The organism is Marinicella rhabdoformis, assembly GCF_009671245.1.
Lineage (GTDB): Bacteria > Pseudomonadota > Gammaproteobacteria > Xanthomonadales > Marinicellaceae > Marinicella > Marinicella rhabdoformis.
In genome coordinates this window covers 169,993-186,738 of record NZ_VTFS01000003.1, presented here as the reverse complement: position 1 = coordinate 186,738, position 16,746 = coordinate 169,993, and the positions used below count along the sequence as shown (strand labels likewise).

Here is a 16,746-nt window from a genome sequence, read left to right as displayed (position 1 = left end):
ATAAGCCATGAACCAGCAACAATTTGACCAAGTGGTGACTTTTTTGAAGTCACTACAAGATGACATTTGCCAACAACTGGCATCCATAGAATATAAAAAATCCTTCCAAGAAGATGCTTGGCAACACAGCAATGGCGGTGGCGGCCGAACCAGGGTGCTTAATGGTGAAGTTTTTGAACAAGCAGGTGTGAATTTTTCACATGTTAAAGGTGATGCGCTGCCGGCAGCCGCAACGGCCAAACGGCCTGAAATGATTGGACAAGGTTTTGAAGCTTCGGGTGTGTCATTGGTGGTTCACCCTGATAACCCGTTCATACCAACATCCCATGCCAATGTCCGGGTGTTCAGAACGGTTCCTAAAGGTGATGAAAAAAGCCATTGGTGGTTTGGAGGTGGTTTTGATTTAACGCCTTACTATCCTTTTGATGATGACATCAGACATTGGCACCAAGTGGCTTATGATGCGTGTAAGCCTTTTGGTGATGATGTCTATAGTAAATTCAAAGCGTGGTGTGATGATTATTTCTACCTCAAACACAGGGACGAGACACGCGGTGTGGGTGGTTTGTTTTTTGATGACTTGAATGAATGGGGTTTTGATAAAAGCTTTGCGTTTATTCAAGCGATTGGTCAAGCTTATTGTGAAGCCTATGTTCCCATAGTTAAAAGGCACAAGGGCAGTATATTTGATAATGAACACAAAGACTTTCAAAAATACCGCCGTGGCCGTTATGTTGAATTTAACTTGGTGTATGACCGTGGTACTTTGTTTGGCTTACAGTCAGGTGGGCGCACTGAATCGATTTTGATGTCATTGCCACCTGAGGTTTCATACCGTTACAACTACCAACCCGAAGCGGGCACTCAAGAAGCCAAACTGTATGATTACCTCAAGCCACATGATTGGCTGGGCCTCAATAAGTGACAGTGGTTGATTCATCGAAAAAAGTACTTTGGCAGCTGTTTCAAGACAAAAAAGCGCAGTATGACGTCAGAACGCGACATTTACATGAAGGTGGTAAGCCGAAGTTCATTAATGAATTGATCAAAGAGTCTTCACCTTATTTACTCCAGCATGCACACAATCCTGTTGATTGGATGGCATGGGATGAAGCTGCATTTGACCGTGCCAAGGCAGAAAATAAACCGATATTCTTATCCATAGGTTACGCCACTTGTCACTGGTGTCATGTGATGGAACATGAAAGTTTTGAAGATTTGGCCGTGGCTGAATTTTTGAATCAACATTTTATTTGCATCAAGGTCGATCGAGAACAGCATCCGGTGGTCGATGATTTTTACATGACGGCTTTACAGCTGATTGCAGGGCAAGGTGGTTGGCCGATGTCATCATTTTTGACACCTGATGCCGAGCCATTCATGGCCGGCACTTATTTTCCACAACCCCGATTTTTGGATTTAATACAACAAATCAAAAGCTTATGGAATGAGCAACAAGAAAAATTAACAGCACAAGGTCAGCGAGTCAAAAAGACCGTGAAGCGTTACTTGTCTGTTGGTGTGTCTGAATCACAAGTTTCTATAGATTGGCTGAACCAAGCGTCTGAGCAGTTGTGTGCCGAATTATTAAACATGCATGATGGTCAAAACGGTGGTTTTGGTGGTGCGCCCAAGTTTCCTCAAGAAGCTTGGCTCCAATTTCTTATGTACCAATATGTGGACAGCTGTGATGAAGACGTAGCGGTTGCATTGAAGCTGACATTGAAAAAAATGCAACAAGGTGGCATTCATGACCATTTGGCGGGTGGTTTTCATCGTTATTGTGTCGATGAAGATTGGTTGGTGCCGCATTTTGAAAAAATGCTTTATAACCAAGCCCAGCTGCTTCAATTATATGCCCAAGCAGCAGTGGTGTTTGATGAGGCGAGCTTTGCAGAAACGGCGAGGCAAATAGTGGCATTTGTCAGCACTGAAATGTTGAGTGCGCAAGGTTTGTTTTATTCGGCCTTGGATGCAGACAGTTTAAATGACCGAGGTGAATTGGTCGAAGGCGCCTATTATGTGTGGTCTTGGCATGAACTGAAAGGCGTTTTGACTGAAACTGAATTTGCTTGGTTAAGTACTCATTTTGCCGTTTTTCCTGGTGGTAATTTTGAAGGTCAAAATGTACTTTTTCAACGTGATTTAGAGGTTTTCGAAGATCAATTTCCAAGTATTAAAAATAAATTGATTGCTGCCAGAGCAAGTAAAGCTCGGCCTTTGACTGATGACAAAGTGATTGTTTCTTGGAATGGCATGATGATAGAAGCCTTGGCTCGTGCTGGGGTTTTATTGAAGGATGTCGGTTTTATCAGTTTGGCTCAAAGTGCCTATGATCATTTGTGGAATTTACATTGGCACGAAGGCCAGCTGAGGCGTGTCTCACAGTCTGGACAGCGTAACAGCACTCAATCAGTGTTGAGTGATTACAGTAATTTAGCAGCAGCGGCTTTGGCGTTGCATGATGCAGTTGCTGATGAATCACCGCGGGCTTATGATGAAGATGCTGAGTTGTTGCTGTCTTTAATTAAAGAAAAATTTTGGTATCTAGGCGTTTTATACCAGTCTGAAGCCACAGGCAATGCTGAGACAATGCATGCTTGGCAACCTCAGGTAGTGAATGCCAAAGATGGTGCCACGGTTTCGGCAACGGCCAAAATGTTACAAGTAATCAGTCTATCAGATCAAAACCACACACAATGGTTTAATCAAATTTTAGCAGGTCATGTGGCATCTATTGCACAGCAAAATACGGCACATGCTGGATTGTTAACTGCCTATTTGCAGTCTAAAAGTCACACAATTGGGCAAAAAAAGATCAATAAAGAGGGCATTAAAATAACGCTAATAAATGTTGAGAATAGTTGGAAAGTGTCCATTGAATCTCTAATGCCCTGGACCTTACAAGGTGTACAGCTGTGTAATGGTGAAGCGGTTATATCACCGTATTCTAGGGACAAAAATTGTTTTATTGTCAGTCCGACTTTAAAGCGGCAGCCTTTGCTGTTGTCTTGGCAATTGTGCGACGACAAACAGTGTTTGCCGCCGCAAAGCCTAAAGCTTTATTTGTATTAGTTACAGCCAAACATATTGCCGGCAGGTCGCGTCAGGGGTTCAATATCATAGCCACCAGTGCCATAGGCGTTGTCTGTACTTTGATAGGTCATGCTGCCTTCAAAGCAAGACAGTTTAAATTCTGCACTACCCCATGGTTCTATGACTACGTCATTTGGGTTGAAGTTTGCACCAAACATGGTGCCACTAGCGGTTGAAATGTTATTGAAGTTAAGAGTCACTCCAGAGTCAGTGTCTGTAATTTCACCTTGCATGTCTACAAACCACTTTTTATCACCCTCTGGACTGAAGCTGTACCACAGCAAAGCAGCTCGGTTGTCTTCAAGGATTTGGATGTGATAGCCCACGCCCGCACGATCTGCATTATACCAAGAGCCAGTATACGATGGTGGTTGGTTGGGAGCCACAGGAGGCAACAGGACTGAGCCAATACCGTCCATAAATAAATCACTGTAAAATCCTGCCGCAACACTCAAGGGATCCCAAGTGGTGCGGAATTTTGAACCATCTGGATAGGTGAATTTAACGGCAGCATTACGGTACCAATACTGTAATCCAATGGGTTGAGCCAAACTGACGCCACCACTGAACACCATTTCTATTTCGCCTTTGTTTTGTAGACTGATGTTGTCTGGATTAAAGTCCGGGCCGAATATACCGCCTGAAACAGCAGTAAGCGGGGTTTTTAATAGGTTGCCTGAATAATTGTTTTGACCAGTGAACCAGTCTTGTTGACCATGTTCATTGAAACTATAGAAAGTCATCCAAAAATTTTCAGAATCCAATACTTCTAAGCTGATGCCTTCACCAGCGCGATCAGGTGCATAGTAGAGTCCGGTTGCGGCGACTCGGGCTGGTACGTCGTTGATTGATTGGCTGCCCAGTCTTACAGATAAAGTGTTATCAAACCCACCGTTGATGCCTAAACTGCCATCTGTGCTTTCATAATTTTGCCATTGACCGTCTGACCAAGTAACCACAGTCGCAGGATTCCCATCATTGACTTGATTTAAAAGGTCGGTAACTACAAAACGCCAAGTCAGTTCATCTCCTTGTGTGTATGATAAGTTTTCATCAATGGTTACATCAGTGACAAAGGTATCGTCTTTATACAAACCATAGCTCTTCCATGTGTTTGTCTTTTGATTGAGCCACTCCCCATTTTCAAAATTAAGCGTTACGGGTTGGCCATTTATTTGTGCTTGGATAACTGGGTCGATTCTTAAGTTTATTCCAGTTAAACCGCTGGCTTCACCTTCGGCATTTCGGATACGCATGGGTTTATCAAAACGCAATAGCATTTGGTATTTTTTACCAGGTTTTATGCGGTCAATTCGATTTTCAAATAAGTCGCGCGTATTTTGATCAATAGTGTCCCACTCTGCATCATAAACAACGGCATCAATTTCAGGGTCAATCAAACGCATTTGAACTGCTGAAGGAGGGCCCGCTTGCCCATACCAAGTGGCCACAAATGTTTTGGCTAAATTTTCTCTCACCCTTCTGATTTCCGACTCTGGAAGAATAAAACCATCATGCCCGTCATTACCAAATCCACCGTAGTCAACGCCACCATTACTTGGTTCAATTTCTAATGTCCAAGAAGGTACTTCATAAGTATAGCCAAAGTATTCATCGGTGGCACCAATGCCACCACCAGGCGCAGAAGGGACGTTGACATAGTTTTTATTGCCGGGCATTTCCTTGTGGTAGCTTGTAAAGTCAGACAACAGTCGACCTTGTAAAATGTTTCTGTTTTGGTTGAAAGTCAAGGTTGAAAAATGGACCAAAGAAAAAGAATGGACATCTGTGTACACTCTTAAGTGATCAGGGTCTAATAAATTGACTGAGTCTCTGCGAGCAATGGATTCGGGCTCAGAAAAGGCCTCAATGCCACGGTGAACAATAGATGTGGGATCGCCTGATGACCGTGGGTTATTGGAGTTTTCAGTAAAGGCCCAATATGGGTCGTTATTTCTGTTCAGATCTATGCCAAACAAATGATCTGACCGGGTTGTTAGCACTTCATCTACATTGCGCATGTTTTTGCGCCGCATGCGCCCATCACGAGGTCCACCTTGGTTGGAATAGTAGTTGCTGGTTGGGTAACGCTGGGTTTGTAAAAATCCATCTATATTATTAACAGGTATGATGACTATTTGTGTGTTCTCTAATAAAAATTGGTGAATTGATTCATCATTTCTGTTGTCATGAAGTAACTCCATAACACCCGTGGCCGTTTCTGGTGACTGCCATTCACGTGCATGTATGCCTGCATTCATTAACATGCCACCTTCGGGCACACCATATTGCGTCAGTTGGTTTTCATCGCTTAATCGATAGGCCCATATGTCTCTTCCATCAATGGTTTGGCCAATAACATGTGCAGTGACATGAGGGTTTTCATCTGTGATTTGCATGTGTTTGCTGTGCAAGCCATCATAAGTTCTGAACCCGTCAAATGGCTCAGGTGTGTCAACTGGAACAGGAACAGGGTAGCCCAGACCAAGCGTACCATTCTGTTCAGTCCAGTGGGTGATTTGTTGTGTGTGCCCTAAACCAGCAGATGAAACCAAAAGTGCAGCTATCAGGGATTGTTTATATTTAAAACTCATGAATGGCCTCCATTTTTTCGATGCGCTTGAATATAAATTGAGCGGCTTCGTTTTGATTGTGTTTAAAGCTCAAGCGAATTTTTGACTTAACGGCTTCAGACGTGGTCGTGTTGTGAATTTGTTCCATTTTTTTCCAAAGCAAAGGGTCATTACTCTTTGAGAGCACATAAGCCGCCCCTTCAGTTGTTGACTCTTTGGTTAATTTATCCAATAGGTAATCTGCCACTTTGTTTTGGTTGATGTGTGGTGTCAGCAAAGTCACTATAAAATTGGGGTTGGCTTTGCTGTCGATGTCTCGGGTCAATAAATCTATACTTTGCTGTTGTGGGTATTCTTTGGCGATCAAACGATAAGTCCGTTCTGCTTGTTGTTTGTTAACAGAGCCCAATGCCCAAGTGGCGAATTCAATGTCAGCAGAAACAACAACCAGGTCAGCTAATGTGGTGTGCAAAACACTGGGAATGTGTGGTGAACGATAAAAAGCCTGTTTCACATGTTTTAGTTGATTGTTTGTCGCTACTTGAAAGGCATTTTTAATGCCCAATTGAACGGGTCTGATGTGGCCCGTTTTATGGTTCAGTAATTGCTCAAGCGCTTCAACCACATTGGATGGGTTGTTGATTATGTTGCTGGCCTGTGATTGAGCGTTTTTCATTGACCAAATATTCAATACACCGTTGGCTTTGGCACTGATATTAAACAGCTCAATCGGTGCATGCCCGTGGTATTTCCCTTCAGGGTGGTTTTTAAACGTTTTTGATTGATGCAAGCTCAGTTTTTCAAGTAATGGTAAGAAGTGGTTGTCCGGTGGCGTGGTGGCCAGTTGATTAAGCAAGGCATACAGTTGAAACTCTTTTTCTAAGTCATTGAGTTTTTTCGAAATCAGCCAGTTGTTCAAAGTTTTCAATGGTTGCTTGTCTGTAAATATGCTTGTGACCAATGGACTGCTTTGTGTTTGATGTTCCTTCAGAAATTGTGCAATTTCATCATCAGAATACAAACTGGAATGAACGTTTCCGCAGCACAGGATAATGAATAAAATATAATATTTCATGGTTAATCTTTGATTGGATTAGTCATGATTATAAACGATAAGCTTCGTAAGCTCAATGTGTCAGAGCAACCTACTTTGGTGGTCTCAAATTAGGTAAATGCCGATCCACCCATTCCTCAATAATGATGTGCGGCTGAATGTCATCTATGTGTTTTTCAGCAGATTTGAACTTCATTGGTTTCCACACAAAGCGACTCAATCCTAAATACTCTGAAATAAAGGGCTGGAGGTTTGAGAAAAATGAATCCCGGAATACCAGAGCACGAACTTTATGATTGCAGTTGGTATCAAAGGTGTCATTGTATTTGACCTTTTTTTGTAGAGGTGTTTCAGCACAATCACTGAATTCAGGTAAGCTTCTGGTTTCTGGAAATTGTTCAATGGTGCCATTCATCATGGCTAAATCACCAGCATGTGGGGCGTTTGACTTGAAATCGGTCCAAGGCCTGAGGTTGGGGTGAATGTGTTGAGGAAAAAGTTTTTCTAATACTTTGGCAATTTCGAGTTGTACTAAGTTGGTGGCAAAATCTGTCCAATGGGTGTCGTTTTTCAGGAACATTTGTTGTTGTTTTTTACCCTCAATCAAGTTTTGAGTTAAATCTAAAAAGTTGATTTCAGGGTGTGTTTTTAATGCTTGTGCAAGTTGTGTTTTAAGGTTTTGTTGATTGATGGGCTGGTATTTTTTGGGTAAGTACTCTGGATAAACATAATGTTTAGATGGTGCTATGACAAATAAGTATTCAATATTTTGGTCAGCAAGCCATGTTTGTTTTGATTTGATGTTGTTAACGAATTGTTTCAGTTGTGACGGTGAGAATTGTTTGATGTTTCTGAAATCACCAATCACATCATTACCATCTTTGTCATTATAGAATAACCAACCAGGCTCTGAACCAAATATAACTTGTTCTACAACGGGATCTTTCACCCAAGTTTTCAGTTTTCTGTATTGGTTAACCCAGACAGGCCTGAACCCGAAATGGTCTTTGTAATAGGATTCAAATTGATTCGGATATGATCTCACTTCAGTCAATGTCTGCGGCCACTTTGGCCGTTGTTCAAGCCGCCTTTTTTCGAACTCAATTTGGCCATAACCGGGGGAGGCGAAGTTTTTAATTGGAGCTAAAAACAGCACAACAATGAAAAAGCAGAGGGTCAATATCAGGTTAAATTGGGTGTGATTCATATCAAAACCTGAAATAAATGAATGGGTTGTATGTATTTGCTGAGACCAACACCACTGACAATAGTAAAAGACTTGAGACGAGGGCTGTTCTTGCGTATTGCTGTGTAATGGAAAGAGAGGTGGCTGGTGCGATGCTGAATTGTTTTGCGACAGGTGATGCCAGTATCAAAGCCAATGTTGCAACAACATAAAATTGATTGCTGAAAAAGTAATTCCAGCTGTAATAAGTGGCAGTTTCACTGCCGGTAAACATGATATTTAAAAGCCCTAAAGCATCAGGCAAGCCTTCAATTCGGAAAAACACCCAAGCAACCAACACAACCAGACAAACATAAACGTGCCGGATGATTCTGGGTGTTTGGATTATCAACTGACCAACCCCTAAACGTTCAATCACCAAGAAGGCACCATGAATCATGCCCCAAATAACAAAATTCCAACTGGCACCGTGCCACAGTCCACACAGGAAAAATACCAAAAATAAATTCAAATATGTTCGCCAAGAGCCTTTTCTGTTGCCGCCCAGCGGAATGTAGAGGTAGTCACGAAACCAGCCCGATAAAGACATGTGCCATCGACGCCAAAATTCTTGAATACTTTGTGCAACATATGGGTAATTAAAGTTTTCTAAAAAGCGGAAGCCAAACATGCGCCCCAGTCCAATGGCCATATCAGAATAGGCTGAAAAATCAAAATAGATTTGTAGGGCGTAACAAGTCATGGCTATCCAAGCCAATGACAAGCTGATTTGTTCCTGAGGTAAGGCCAAAATGTCATCTGCCACCACCGCCAAAGTGTTCGCAATCAGTAACTTTTTTGCCAAACCAAAAACAAAACGTTCGACGCCTGAAACAAACATTGGAAGACCAACTGTTCTCGATTTTAATTGTTCGGCAATGTGTTTGAAACGAACAATTGGGCCGGCTATTAATTGTGGAAACAGGCTGATAAACAAACCCAAGTTGAGCGGATTGCGTTCGGCTTTGACTTCTTGGCGGTAAACATCCACTAAATAGGACAGGGCTTGGAAAGTAAAAAAAGAAATACCCAGTGGCAGGTGAATGTCTTGATCAAATGACCAGCCAAATTGTTCAGCAAAAAACTGGCTGTATTTAAAAAACAACAGGGGCAATAAATTCAACGACACCCCAAAAGCCAGCCACAGTTTTTTATGTTTGGCATGATCAATGGTTAAGCCCATCAGGTAATTGGTCACAATGGATGCCAGCATCAACAGCACATACTGCAATTCACCCCAAGCATAAAAAAACAAGCTGAATATCAACAGCAGGGTATTTTTTAGAGGCCTCGGCGTCAGACTATATGCCAAGAGGCAAACAGGTAGAAAAAGAAACAGAAATACAGGGGATGTGAACAGCATATCGGCAGTAATTGTAATCCTTGTCATTAAATTAGCAAGGTCAATAATTAACAAGCAGGTGAAAAATTTATTTAAAGTCGCTACAATCGCTGCTTTGATTATTGACGAGCAGGATGGATTTCGAAACGATTTCAATGGGCGAATACGCCGAACGTTCTTATTTAGATTATTCCATGTATGTGGTTTTGGATCGCGCTTTACCTTTTGTGGGTGATGGGTTGAAGCCCGTACAGCGACGCATCATCTATGCCATGAGCGAACTGGGCCTGTCGGCACAATCCAAGCACAAAAAGTCTGCCAGAACCATTGGTGATGTAATTGGTAAATTCCATCCACACGGTGATTCTGCTTGTTATGAAGCCATGGTTTTGATGGCTCAAAACTTTTCATATCGCTACCCATTGGTGGATGGACAGGGTAATTTTGGTTCTCCAGATGATCCTAAATCCTTTGCCGCCATGCGTTACACAGAGTCACGCCTGACAGCCTATGCGAAAACCCTGTTGGCAGAGATTCCACACGGAACAGTGGATTGGGGGCCTAATTTCGATGGCACCCTAAGTGAACCTTTGTGGCTGCCTGCACGGTTGCCTAATTTGTTATTGAATGGCACTTCTGGCATTGCTGTGGGCATGGCAACCGATGTGCCGCCTCATAATTTGACAGAAGTGGCTAATGGTGTGTTGCATTTATTAGATAATCCTCAGGCTGAGATTGAAGAACTTTGTGAGCACATTCAAGGGCCAGATTATCCAACCAAAGCGGAAATCATCACACCACGTGAAGACATCATTAACTTTTATAAAACAGGCCACGGCAGTGTGCGTATGCGGGCGGTTTATGAAAGAGAAGGTAATGACATCGTGGTAACGGCTTTACCTCATCAATGTTCGGGTAGTAAGGTTTTGGAGCAAATTGCTGCTCAAATGCGCAATAAAAAATTGCCAATGGTCAGTGATTTGCGTGATGAATCAGACCATGAAAACCCGGTCAGATTGGTGATTACGGCACGTTCAAATCGTGTTGACTTTGACGGCATCATGAGTCATTTGTTTGTCACAACAGATTTAGAAAAAACCTATAAGGTCAACATGAATGTGATTGGTCTCGATCGCCGGCCTCAAGTCAAAGATTTGCGCATGATTTTGACCGAATGGCTGACTTTCCGGACAGAAACTGTACGCAGACGTTTGCAGCACCGTTTGGATAAAGTCGATGCCCGTTTGCATATTTTAGAAGGGTTGTTGGTTGCTTATTTGAACTTGGATGAGGTGATTCGAATCATTCGAGAAGAAGAGCACCCGAAAGAACAGTTGATGGCCACTTTTAAATTGACTGAAATTCAGGCTGACGCCATTTTAGATACACGTTTGCGAAATTTAGCGCGTTTGGAAGAAATGAAAATTCGCACCGAGCAAAGCGAATTAGAAACTGAAAAAGCCGGTTTAGAAGGCACATTAAAGTCTCGTGCAAAAATGAAATCTTTGATTAAAAAAGAAATCATTGAAGACCGTGACACCTATGGTGATGTGCGCAACACGGCCATCATGACCCGCGAAGCGGCTGCAGTCTTTGATGAAACCACTTTGGTGCCGAGTGAGCCCAGTACCATTATTTTGTCAAAAGCGGCTTGGATTCGAGCGGCAAAAGGTCATGATATTGATGCCGCGTCATTGAGCTATAAGCCCGGAGATGAATACCAAGATCATGCACATGGACGAAGTAATTTAATTTCAGTGTTTTTGTCAGCTGATGGTAGGGCTTTCAGCCTGGCCACACACACCATGCCTTCTGCACGTGGGCAGGGTGAACCTTTGACTACAAAATTTTCATTCAAAAACAACATGCTGCCTACCAGTGTCACCTGTTTAAAACCTTCAGAAAAAGTTTTAATGAGTTCTAATGCTGGATATGGGTATTTTGGTTTAGTTGAAAACTTGCACAGCAAGATGAAAGCAGGTAAAAAAGTGCTCAGTGTGCCTGCGGGATTTGTTGCGATGAAGCCCAAGCACATTGCCTCAGAAATTGATGCCCATGTGGTGTGTGTTACCAGTGCCGGCTATATGCTGGTGTTTCCTTTGGATGAATTGCCTGAATTAGCGAAAGGCAAAGGCAACAAACTGATCAATATTCCTGCCAAACGATTAAAAGCGGGTGAAGAGTGGTTGGCCGATGTTTTAGTCATCACTTCAGAGCAAAGTTTCTTGGTGCATGCAGGCGCCCGATATATTCGCTTTAAGTGGAAAGACTTAGTCAACTATTTGGGGACTCGTGCTAAACGTGGTAGTCTGTTACCTCAAGGTTTCAGAAATGTGGACAGGTTAGAAATTGAAGTGGCAGAAGACTAAAGTTTCGTTGTTATTAATGTGGCAAGGCACAGTTGTTGCCTTGCCCGACATTCCCAGCTTCACAAACTGTCCAGACATCATTCACAATTCAGGCTTTCAAAATCAATCGCAAGCCAGTAATGGCCTTGGGGGTGTTTATCCTGGTCCTTTAACAAATCAAATTACTGTTGATCAAGTCAACAGAACTTATTACAGCTACATTCCCAGTCAATACAACCCCAACACGGCCTTTCCTGTACTCATGGTGCTTCATGGTGCAGCGGCACCTGGTCAAACAGCACAAGCTGCCTTGGCGATGAGAAACTTTTGGCAGGCGACAGCAGAAACATACCAAATGATTCTGATCGCACCGGTGGCTTCAGGTTCTCAAGGTTGGGTTCCAGGAACTGATGCATCCATATGGGTCACAATATTGAATCAAACTGAAAGTGATTATAACATTGAAACTACACGGTATTATGGTTGGGGTTTTTCAGCGGGTGGTCATGTCGGTCATTGGTTTTATTTGCTTAACAGTGAGTATTTTGCGGCCTATGCTGTCAATGCAGGTGTATTAGAAGCCTATGCAGGCTTGTCTTACCCGCTGAGTGCTACACGGCAACTTCCCATTATGGAAATGGTTGGAACCACTGATGCTTTATATTCATACACTTTAAATGACCAAGCTGCTTTTTTAAATGCAGGCTGGCAATCAGGAGTTAATTATCAACTGCAAACTTTTACTGGTGGGCATGAGTTAACTGTTGATGTTCCTGAAAAAGTCGCTGAGTTCCTGTGTGATAAGTCAAAATTTGATTAAACTCTTGTTGATTGATTTTTACGAAAGCAACATTCTGAAATTCGTAATGAAGCCTTTTGCTTGATAAGATACAATGTCATTTTTTTAAACACAACGGAGAAATCGCATGGGCGTATTAGTTGGAAAAAAAGCACCAAATTTAAAGGGTGCTGCAGTACTGGGAACAGGTGAAATTGTTGACGATTACAATTTCAAAAAAGCAACAGAAGGCAAAGTCAAAGTGGTTTTCTTTTATCCCTTGGACTTCACGTTTGTGTGCCCTTCAGAGTTAATCGCATTTGATAAGCGCATGGATGAATTCACTAAACGAGGTGTTGAAGTGGTTGCTGTTTCAATTGATTCACAATTTACCCACAATGCTTGGAGAAATACACCCATCAATGAAGGTGGTATTGGCCCAGTGAAATATACCATGTTTGCTGATGTTACCCACAAAGCATGTAAGAAATATGATGTTGAAACACCCGACGGTGCAGTTGCTTACCGTGGTTCATTTTTGATTGACGCCAACAACGTGGTTCGCCACCAAGTGGTTAATGATTTGCCTTTGGGGCGTAACGTAGACGAAATGTTGCGCATGGTGGATGCACTGACTTTCCATGAAGCACATGGCGAAGTTTGTCCAGCGGGCTGGAAAGATGGTGACAAAGGCATGACTGCATCACCTGATGGCGTTGCTGATTATTTGTCAAAAGAGTCTGACGCTTTGTAAATTGAGCTAAAATTCGACTGACTAAAACCCAGCCTTGTGCTGGGTTTTTTTGTGACAGATATATCAAAAAGTGGTGCTTAACTGTAAAAAAGTGTTAACTTTTCATGTTTTTGTCAAATTAATGAGATTTTGCTGTAATTGATGTCACTATTAAATAAGCACTCACAGACAGTGATTGAAATTTTGGACATTTACAGTATGATAATACTCAGACACGCGCATTGGAAACATTCAGATTCTAAAAAGAATTTGTCTGTTCATAGTCGTGTGCAGAATGTGAATGTTTCAAAAAGCCAAAGGAATACTGTGAGTGACGAACAAAATCTGAATTTATTGAAACAAATTGCCGCAGGTGATACCGATGCCTGTCAACAATTTGTTGTGGACCATTATCAATGGTTAACAGTGATTGTTCGCCAACAGTTTCCATATACAGACTTATATATGGATATAGTTCATGATGCTTTTGGTTTAACCATTGAAAAGCTCAAGGCGAATGAAATTAATAAGCTTGAATCTATCAAGTTTTATTTAAGAACTGCAGCAATTAATATCGGATATTCGTATTTACGAAAAGATAAAAAATTCAGGTCAAGCTTAGACCAAGATTTGTTGTTTATTTTAGAAGACAAAACGGCCGATGTGGCTCGAGAAGTTGAATGGGATGACAGCATTGAGTATGTGAAACGTTTGATTAAAGAATTAAAAGTAGCGCGTGACAGAGAGATTTTGAAGGCTTTTTACTTAGAAGATAAAGATAAACTGTCCATTTGCCAAGAATTGCAAATTACACCCGATCATTTTTCAAGGGTGTTGTTTAGGGCCAAACATAGGTTAAAAGAATTGCTGATGGGTAAGAAAGAAAATAAAGCAGACAACGTGGTTTCTATTTTTTCCAATAAGCTCAGTTTTGTGGGCTTTTCTGTGACATTAGTAGGGATGATGATTGGAGTGATGAAATGAAATTTCAACCTGATGAAAAAATGAAACAAGATTACATTCAAAATAAACTGTCGCCTGATGCGAAAACACAGTTTGAGATGTGGTTGTTTGAACACCCTTCTGAACAAGAAGAATTGGAGCTGGATTTAATATTGAAGTCTGGTGTTAAAAAATATTATGAAGAAGAAGCCAAAACAGAAACTCATAAAGTGAGTTGGTTACCCGCATTTGGGATGGCAGCGGCGTTTGTGTTGATGACCTGGGGCTTATTGATGCCTAAAGATGATATGTTGAGTGAAGGTTTGGTGGCGCCACAAATTTCTGTCTTTTCTCAAGTGAGAAGTGCTGAACAATTGGTTTGGAACTTAAGTAAAGAAAGTGATCATCTGATTCAAATGCCAGTGGCTTATTTGTCTTCTGATTTGTATCAAGTGGCAATCAATTCAGTGAATGAAGGCACAAATGAAATGATGAAAATCAGTGATTTAACACCCACTTACGATATGGTAAGTGTTCTGGTGTCAAAAGGCCAATTATCTGAAGGCAATTATCAACTCACCTTGACCAATCAAAAAAGTAATGAACAGCAGCAATTCAGCTTTGTAGTGAATTAAGCTGTAATATTCAACACATAAAAAACCCGCATGATGCGGGTTTTTTATGTTTAATGTTTGCGGTTATTTCAAGTTGCCTGCAACGAAGTCCCAGTTAACTAAATTCCAAAAGTTTTTCAAGTAGCCACCTCGGTCATTGCGGGTGTCAACGTAATAGGCATGCTCCCAAACATCACAAGTCATCAAAGGTGTGTAACCTTCTGTCATTGGATTGCCTGCATTGAAGCTGTTGACCAACTCAACATCTCCTGCATCATTTTGAACCAGCCAAACCCAGCCAGAGCCAAAGGTAGCCAACCCTAAAGCATTGAATTTTTCTACAAAAGTAGCAAAATCGCCAAAGGCTGCATTGATTTTGTCAGCTAAAACGCCAGTAGGTTCACCGCCGCCATCTGGAGAGAAACCATTGAAGTAAAAAGTATGGTTCCAAATTTGAGCTGCATTATTGAAAATACCGCCGTCAGATTTCATCACAATTTCTTCAAGTGACATGCCCTCAAATTCTGTGCCTTTGACCATGTTATTCAAATTGGTCACATAAGCATTGTGGTGTTTGCCGTGGTGGTATTGTAATGTTTCAGCAGAAATGTGTGGTTCCAATGCATTTTCAGCATAAGGTAATTTTGGTAATTCAAAAGACATGATTCACTCCTATCAATGTTTGTGAGCACCGAGGCTCAATGAAAATCTGTCTGTGCAATATATGGACAGTCTATCAAAATTTCAAATAACTTTACGTTTTCATCAAAAATTCACGGGCTGTTTGAAATAATTGAGCAGTAAAAATAACTGACCAGCAAAGTTGAGGCTGGCTAAATCAAATGCTTTATTGATTGAAGGGTTGTTTTTAAATGACTTAAGGCACATGAATAAAGCCGTTATATGGTTATAATCATTAAATCTACGGAATCTAAAGAAATCATCATGAGTAAAAAAGTGTTAATGGCCTTTGTTGTGGCCTTTTCGTCGTTGTTACTGTCCAGTTGCGGTGGGCAAGCCAATGCCAATAAAGAAAATAAAGATAAAGACAAGGATAAAGAAAAAATTGTCATCAATGTAGAAACCACAGAAACCATGTTAGGTGATGCCATAGCCACATTTAAATCTACTGCGGTACTCGAAGCTGACAGGCAAGCAACGGTAACAACCAAATCTTCAGGTATCATTCTTGAAATTAAAGTAGAAGAGGGTGATTTGGTAAAAGAAGGTGATGTCATGATGGTGCTTGAGTCTGATACACAGCAGTTGTCATTAAACAGTGCCAAAGCGAATTACGATAAAAGCTTGAATAACCTTAAGCGAGCTGAGTTGATGCTTAAAAAAGGGTTAACCAATACCGAACAAGTTGATAATTTGCGCTTTGAAACCAAGTCATTAAAGGCCAGTTATGATCAGGCTGCCATGAACCTGTCGTTCACACAGGTAAAAGCGCCTTTTGATGGAATGGTTGCGAAAAGACACGTCAAAATTGGCAATTTAATTCAAAATGCGACAGCAGTATTCGATGTGGTGGATTTTGATTCTTTGCAAGCTAAAATTTCTGTTCCAGAGCACCATTGGTTGTTGATGAAAAAAGGCTTGCCTGTTAGCTTTGATTTTGATGCGGTACAGAACATGAAAATTGACGGCCATGTTGAACGCATTGCACCAACGATAGATTCCAGTTCTGGAACCTTTCAAGTTACAGTAGCTGTTGATAACAAAGACCATATTTTGCGACCTGGACTGTTTGCCAAAGCTGAAATCATTTATGATCAAAGAAAAGATGTTGTTGTGGTTGATAAAGATGCCATCATTCGTGAAGACGACATGGCATTCGTGTATGAGCTAGATGGTGAAGATGGCGTGAAACGTACAACAGTGACATTGGGTTATGAAATGTTAGATACGGTGGAGTTGACTGCGGGCATTCTGGCCAGTCAAACGGTAGTGACCACAGGCAAAAATAACTTGACGCCTGACTCAACTGTTAAAGTCATTAACTATAACTAAACCCAAACCACAACATATCAAAGGCGAG

At 41.5% G+C, this 16,746-nt stretch carries 13 protein-coding genes; 8 read left to right on the top strand and 5 right to left on the bottom strand.

What is annotated here, in order from left to right:
- Positions 1-7 precede the first annotated feature (7 nt).
- Together hemF and FET73_RS08650 are read left to right on the top strand one after the other, a co-directional pair.
- Positions 8-925, top strand: a complete 918-nt coding sequence (hemF, locus tag FET73_RS08655) for an oxygen-dependent coproporphyrinogen oxidase (RefSeq protein WP_154223555.1) — start codon at positions 8-10, stop codon at positions 923-925.
- Positions 922-3,075: a DUF255 domain-containing protein gene (locus tag FET73_RS08650; RefSeq protein WP_154223554.1), complete on the top strand. Its 2,154-nt coding sequence runs from the start codon at positions 922-924 to the stop codon at positions 3,073-3,075. Before hemF ends, FET73_RS08650 begins: the two co-directional genes overlap by 4 nt.
- On the opposite strand, the gene FET73_RS08645 is transcribed toward FET73_RS08650, so the two are convergent.
- From FET73_RS08645 to FET73_RS08630, 4 genes are all read right to left on the bottom strand, one after another.
- The gene (locus FET73_RS08645; RefSeq protein ID WP_154223553.1) at positions 3,072-5,690 is read right to left on the bottom strand and encodes a M14 family zinc carboxypeptidase; all 2,619 of its coding nucleotides are present in this window, start codon (positions 5,688-5,690) and stop codon (positions 3,072-3,074) included. The two genes, FET73_RS08650 and FET73_RS08645, sit on opposite strands and share 4 nt — an antisense overlap.
- On the bottom strand, positions 5,680-6,744 hold the full coding sequence (locus tag FET73_RS08640; protein WP_154223552.1) for a hypothetical protein: 1,065 nt from the start codon (positions 6,742-6,744) through the stop codon (positions 5,680-5,682). Before FET73_RS08640 ends, FET73_RS08645 begins: the two co-directional genes overlap by 11 nt.
- 70 nt (positions 6,745-6,814) lie before the next feature.
- Positions 6,815-7,768: an alginate O-acetyltransferase AlgX-related protein gene (locus FET73_RS08635; RefSeq protein WP_343032284.1), complete on the bottom strand. Its 954-nt coding sequence runs from the start codon at positions 7,766-7,768 to the stop codon at positions 6,815-6,817.
- A gap of 163 nt (positions 7,769-7,931) precedes the next feature.
- Positions 7,932-9,161: an MBOAT family O-acyltransferase gene (locus FET73_RS08630; RefSeq protein WP_218944302.1), complete on the bottom strand. Its 1,230-nt coding sequence runs from the start codon at positions 9,159-9,161 to the stop codon at positions 7,932-7,934.
- 263 nt (positions 9,162-9,424) lie between these two features.
- Between FET73_RS08630 and parC the strand changes: the two genes are divergently transcribed.
- From parC to FET73_RS08605, 5 genes are all read left to right on the top strand, one after another.
- Positions 9,425-11,659 (top strand): DNA topoisomerase IV subunit A, encoded by a 2,235-nt coding sequence (parC, locus tag FET73_RS08625; protein ID WP_154223550.1) that lies wholly within the window; start codon positions 9,425-9,427, stop codon positions 11,657-11,659.
- Positions 11,640-12,458 carry an alpha/beta hydrolase family protein gene (locus FET73_RS08620; RefSeq protein WP_154223549.1) on the top strand — a complete coding sequence of 273 codons (819 nt, stop codon included), beginning with the start codon at positions 11,640-11,642 and terminating at the stop codon, positions 12,456-12,458. Before parC ends, FET73_RS08620 begins: the two co-directional genes overlap by 20 nt.
- Positions 12,459-12,564: 106 nt before the next feature.
- Positions 12,565-13,170, top strand: coding sequence for a peroxiredoxin C (locus FET73_RS08615; protein ID WP_154223548.1), 606 nt, complete (start codon positions 12,565-12,567; stop codon positions 13,168-13,170).
- 306 nt (positions 13,171-13,476) lie between these two features.
- Positions 13,477-14,133: an RNA polymerase sigma factor gene (locus FET73_RS08610; RefSeq protein ID WP_154223547.1), complete on the top strand. Its 657-nt coding sequence runs from the start codon at positions 13,477-13,479 to the stop codon at positions 14,131-14,133.
- The gene (locus FET73_RS08605; protein ID WP_154223546.1) at positions 14,130-14,726 is read left to right on the top strand and encodes a hypothetical protein; all 597 of its coding nucleotides are present in this window, start codon (positions 14,130-14,132) and stop codon (positions 14,724-14,726) included. Before FET73_RS08610 ends, FET73_RS08605 begins: the two co-directional genes overlap by 4 nt.
- Positions 14,727-14,789: 63 nt before the next feature.
- Here the strand turns inward: FET73_RS08605 and FET73_RS08600 are convergent, their stop codons facing one another.
- Positions 14,790-15,368 carry a superoxide dismutase gene (locus FET73_RS08600; protein ID WP_154223545.1) on the bottom strand — a complete coding sequence of 193 codons (579 nt, stop codon included), beginning with the start codon at positions 15,366-15,368 and terminating at the stop codon, positions 14,790-14,792.
- Positions 15,369-15,650: 282 nt separating this feature from the next.
- On the opposite strand from FET73_RS08600, the gene FET73_RS08595 reads away from it, so the two are divergent.
- Positions 15,651-16,718: an efflux RND transporter periplasmic adaptor subunit gene (locus FET73_RS08595; protein WP_218944301.1), complete on the top strand. Its 1,068-nt coding sequence runs from the start codon at positions 15,651-15,653 to the stop codon at positions 16,716-16,718.
- Positions 16,719-16,746: the final 28 nt, after the last annotated feature.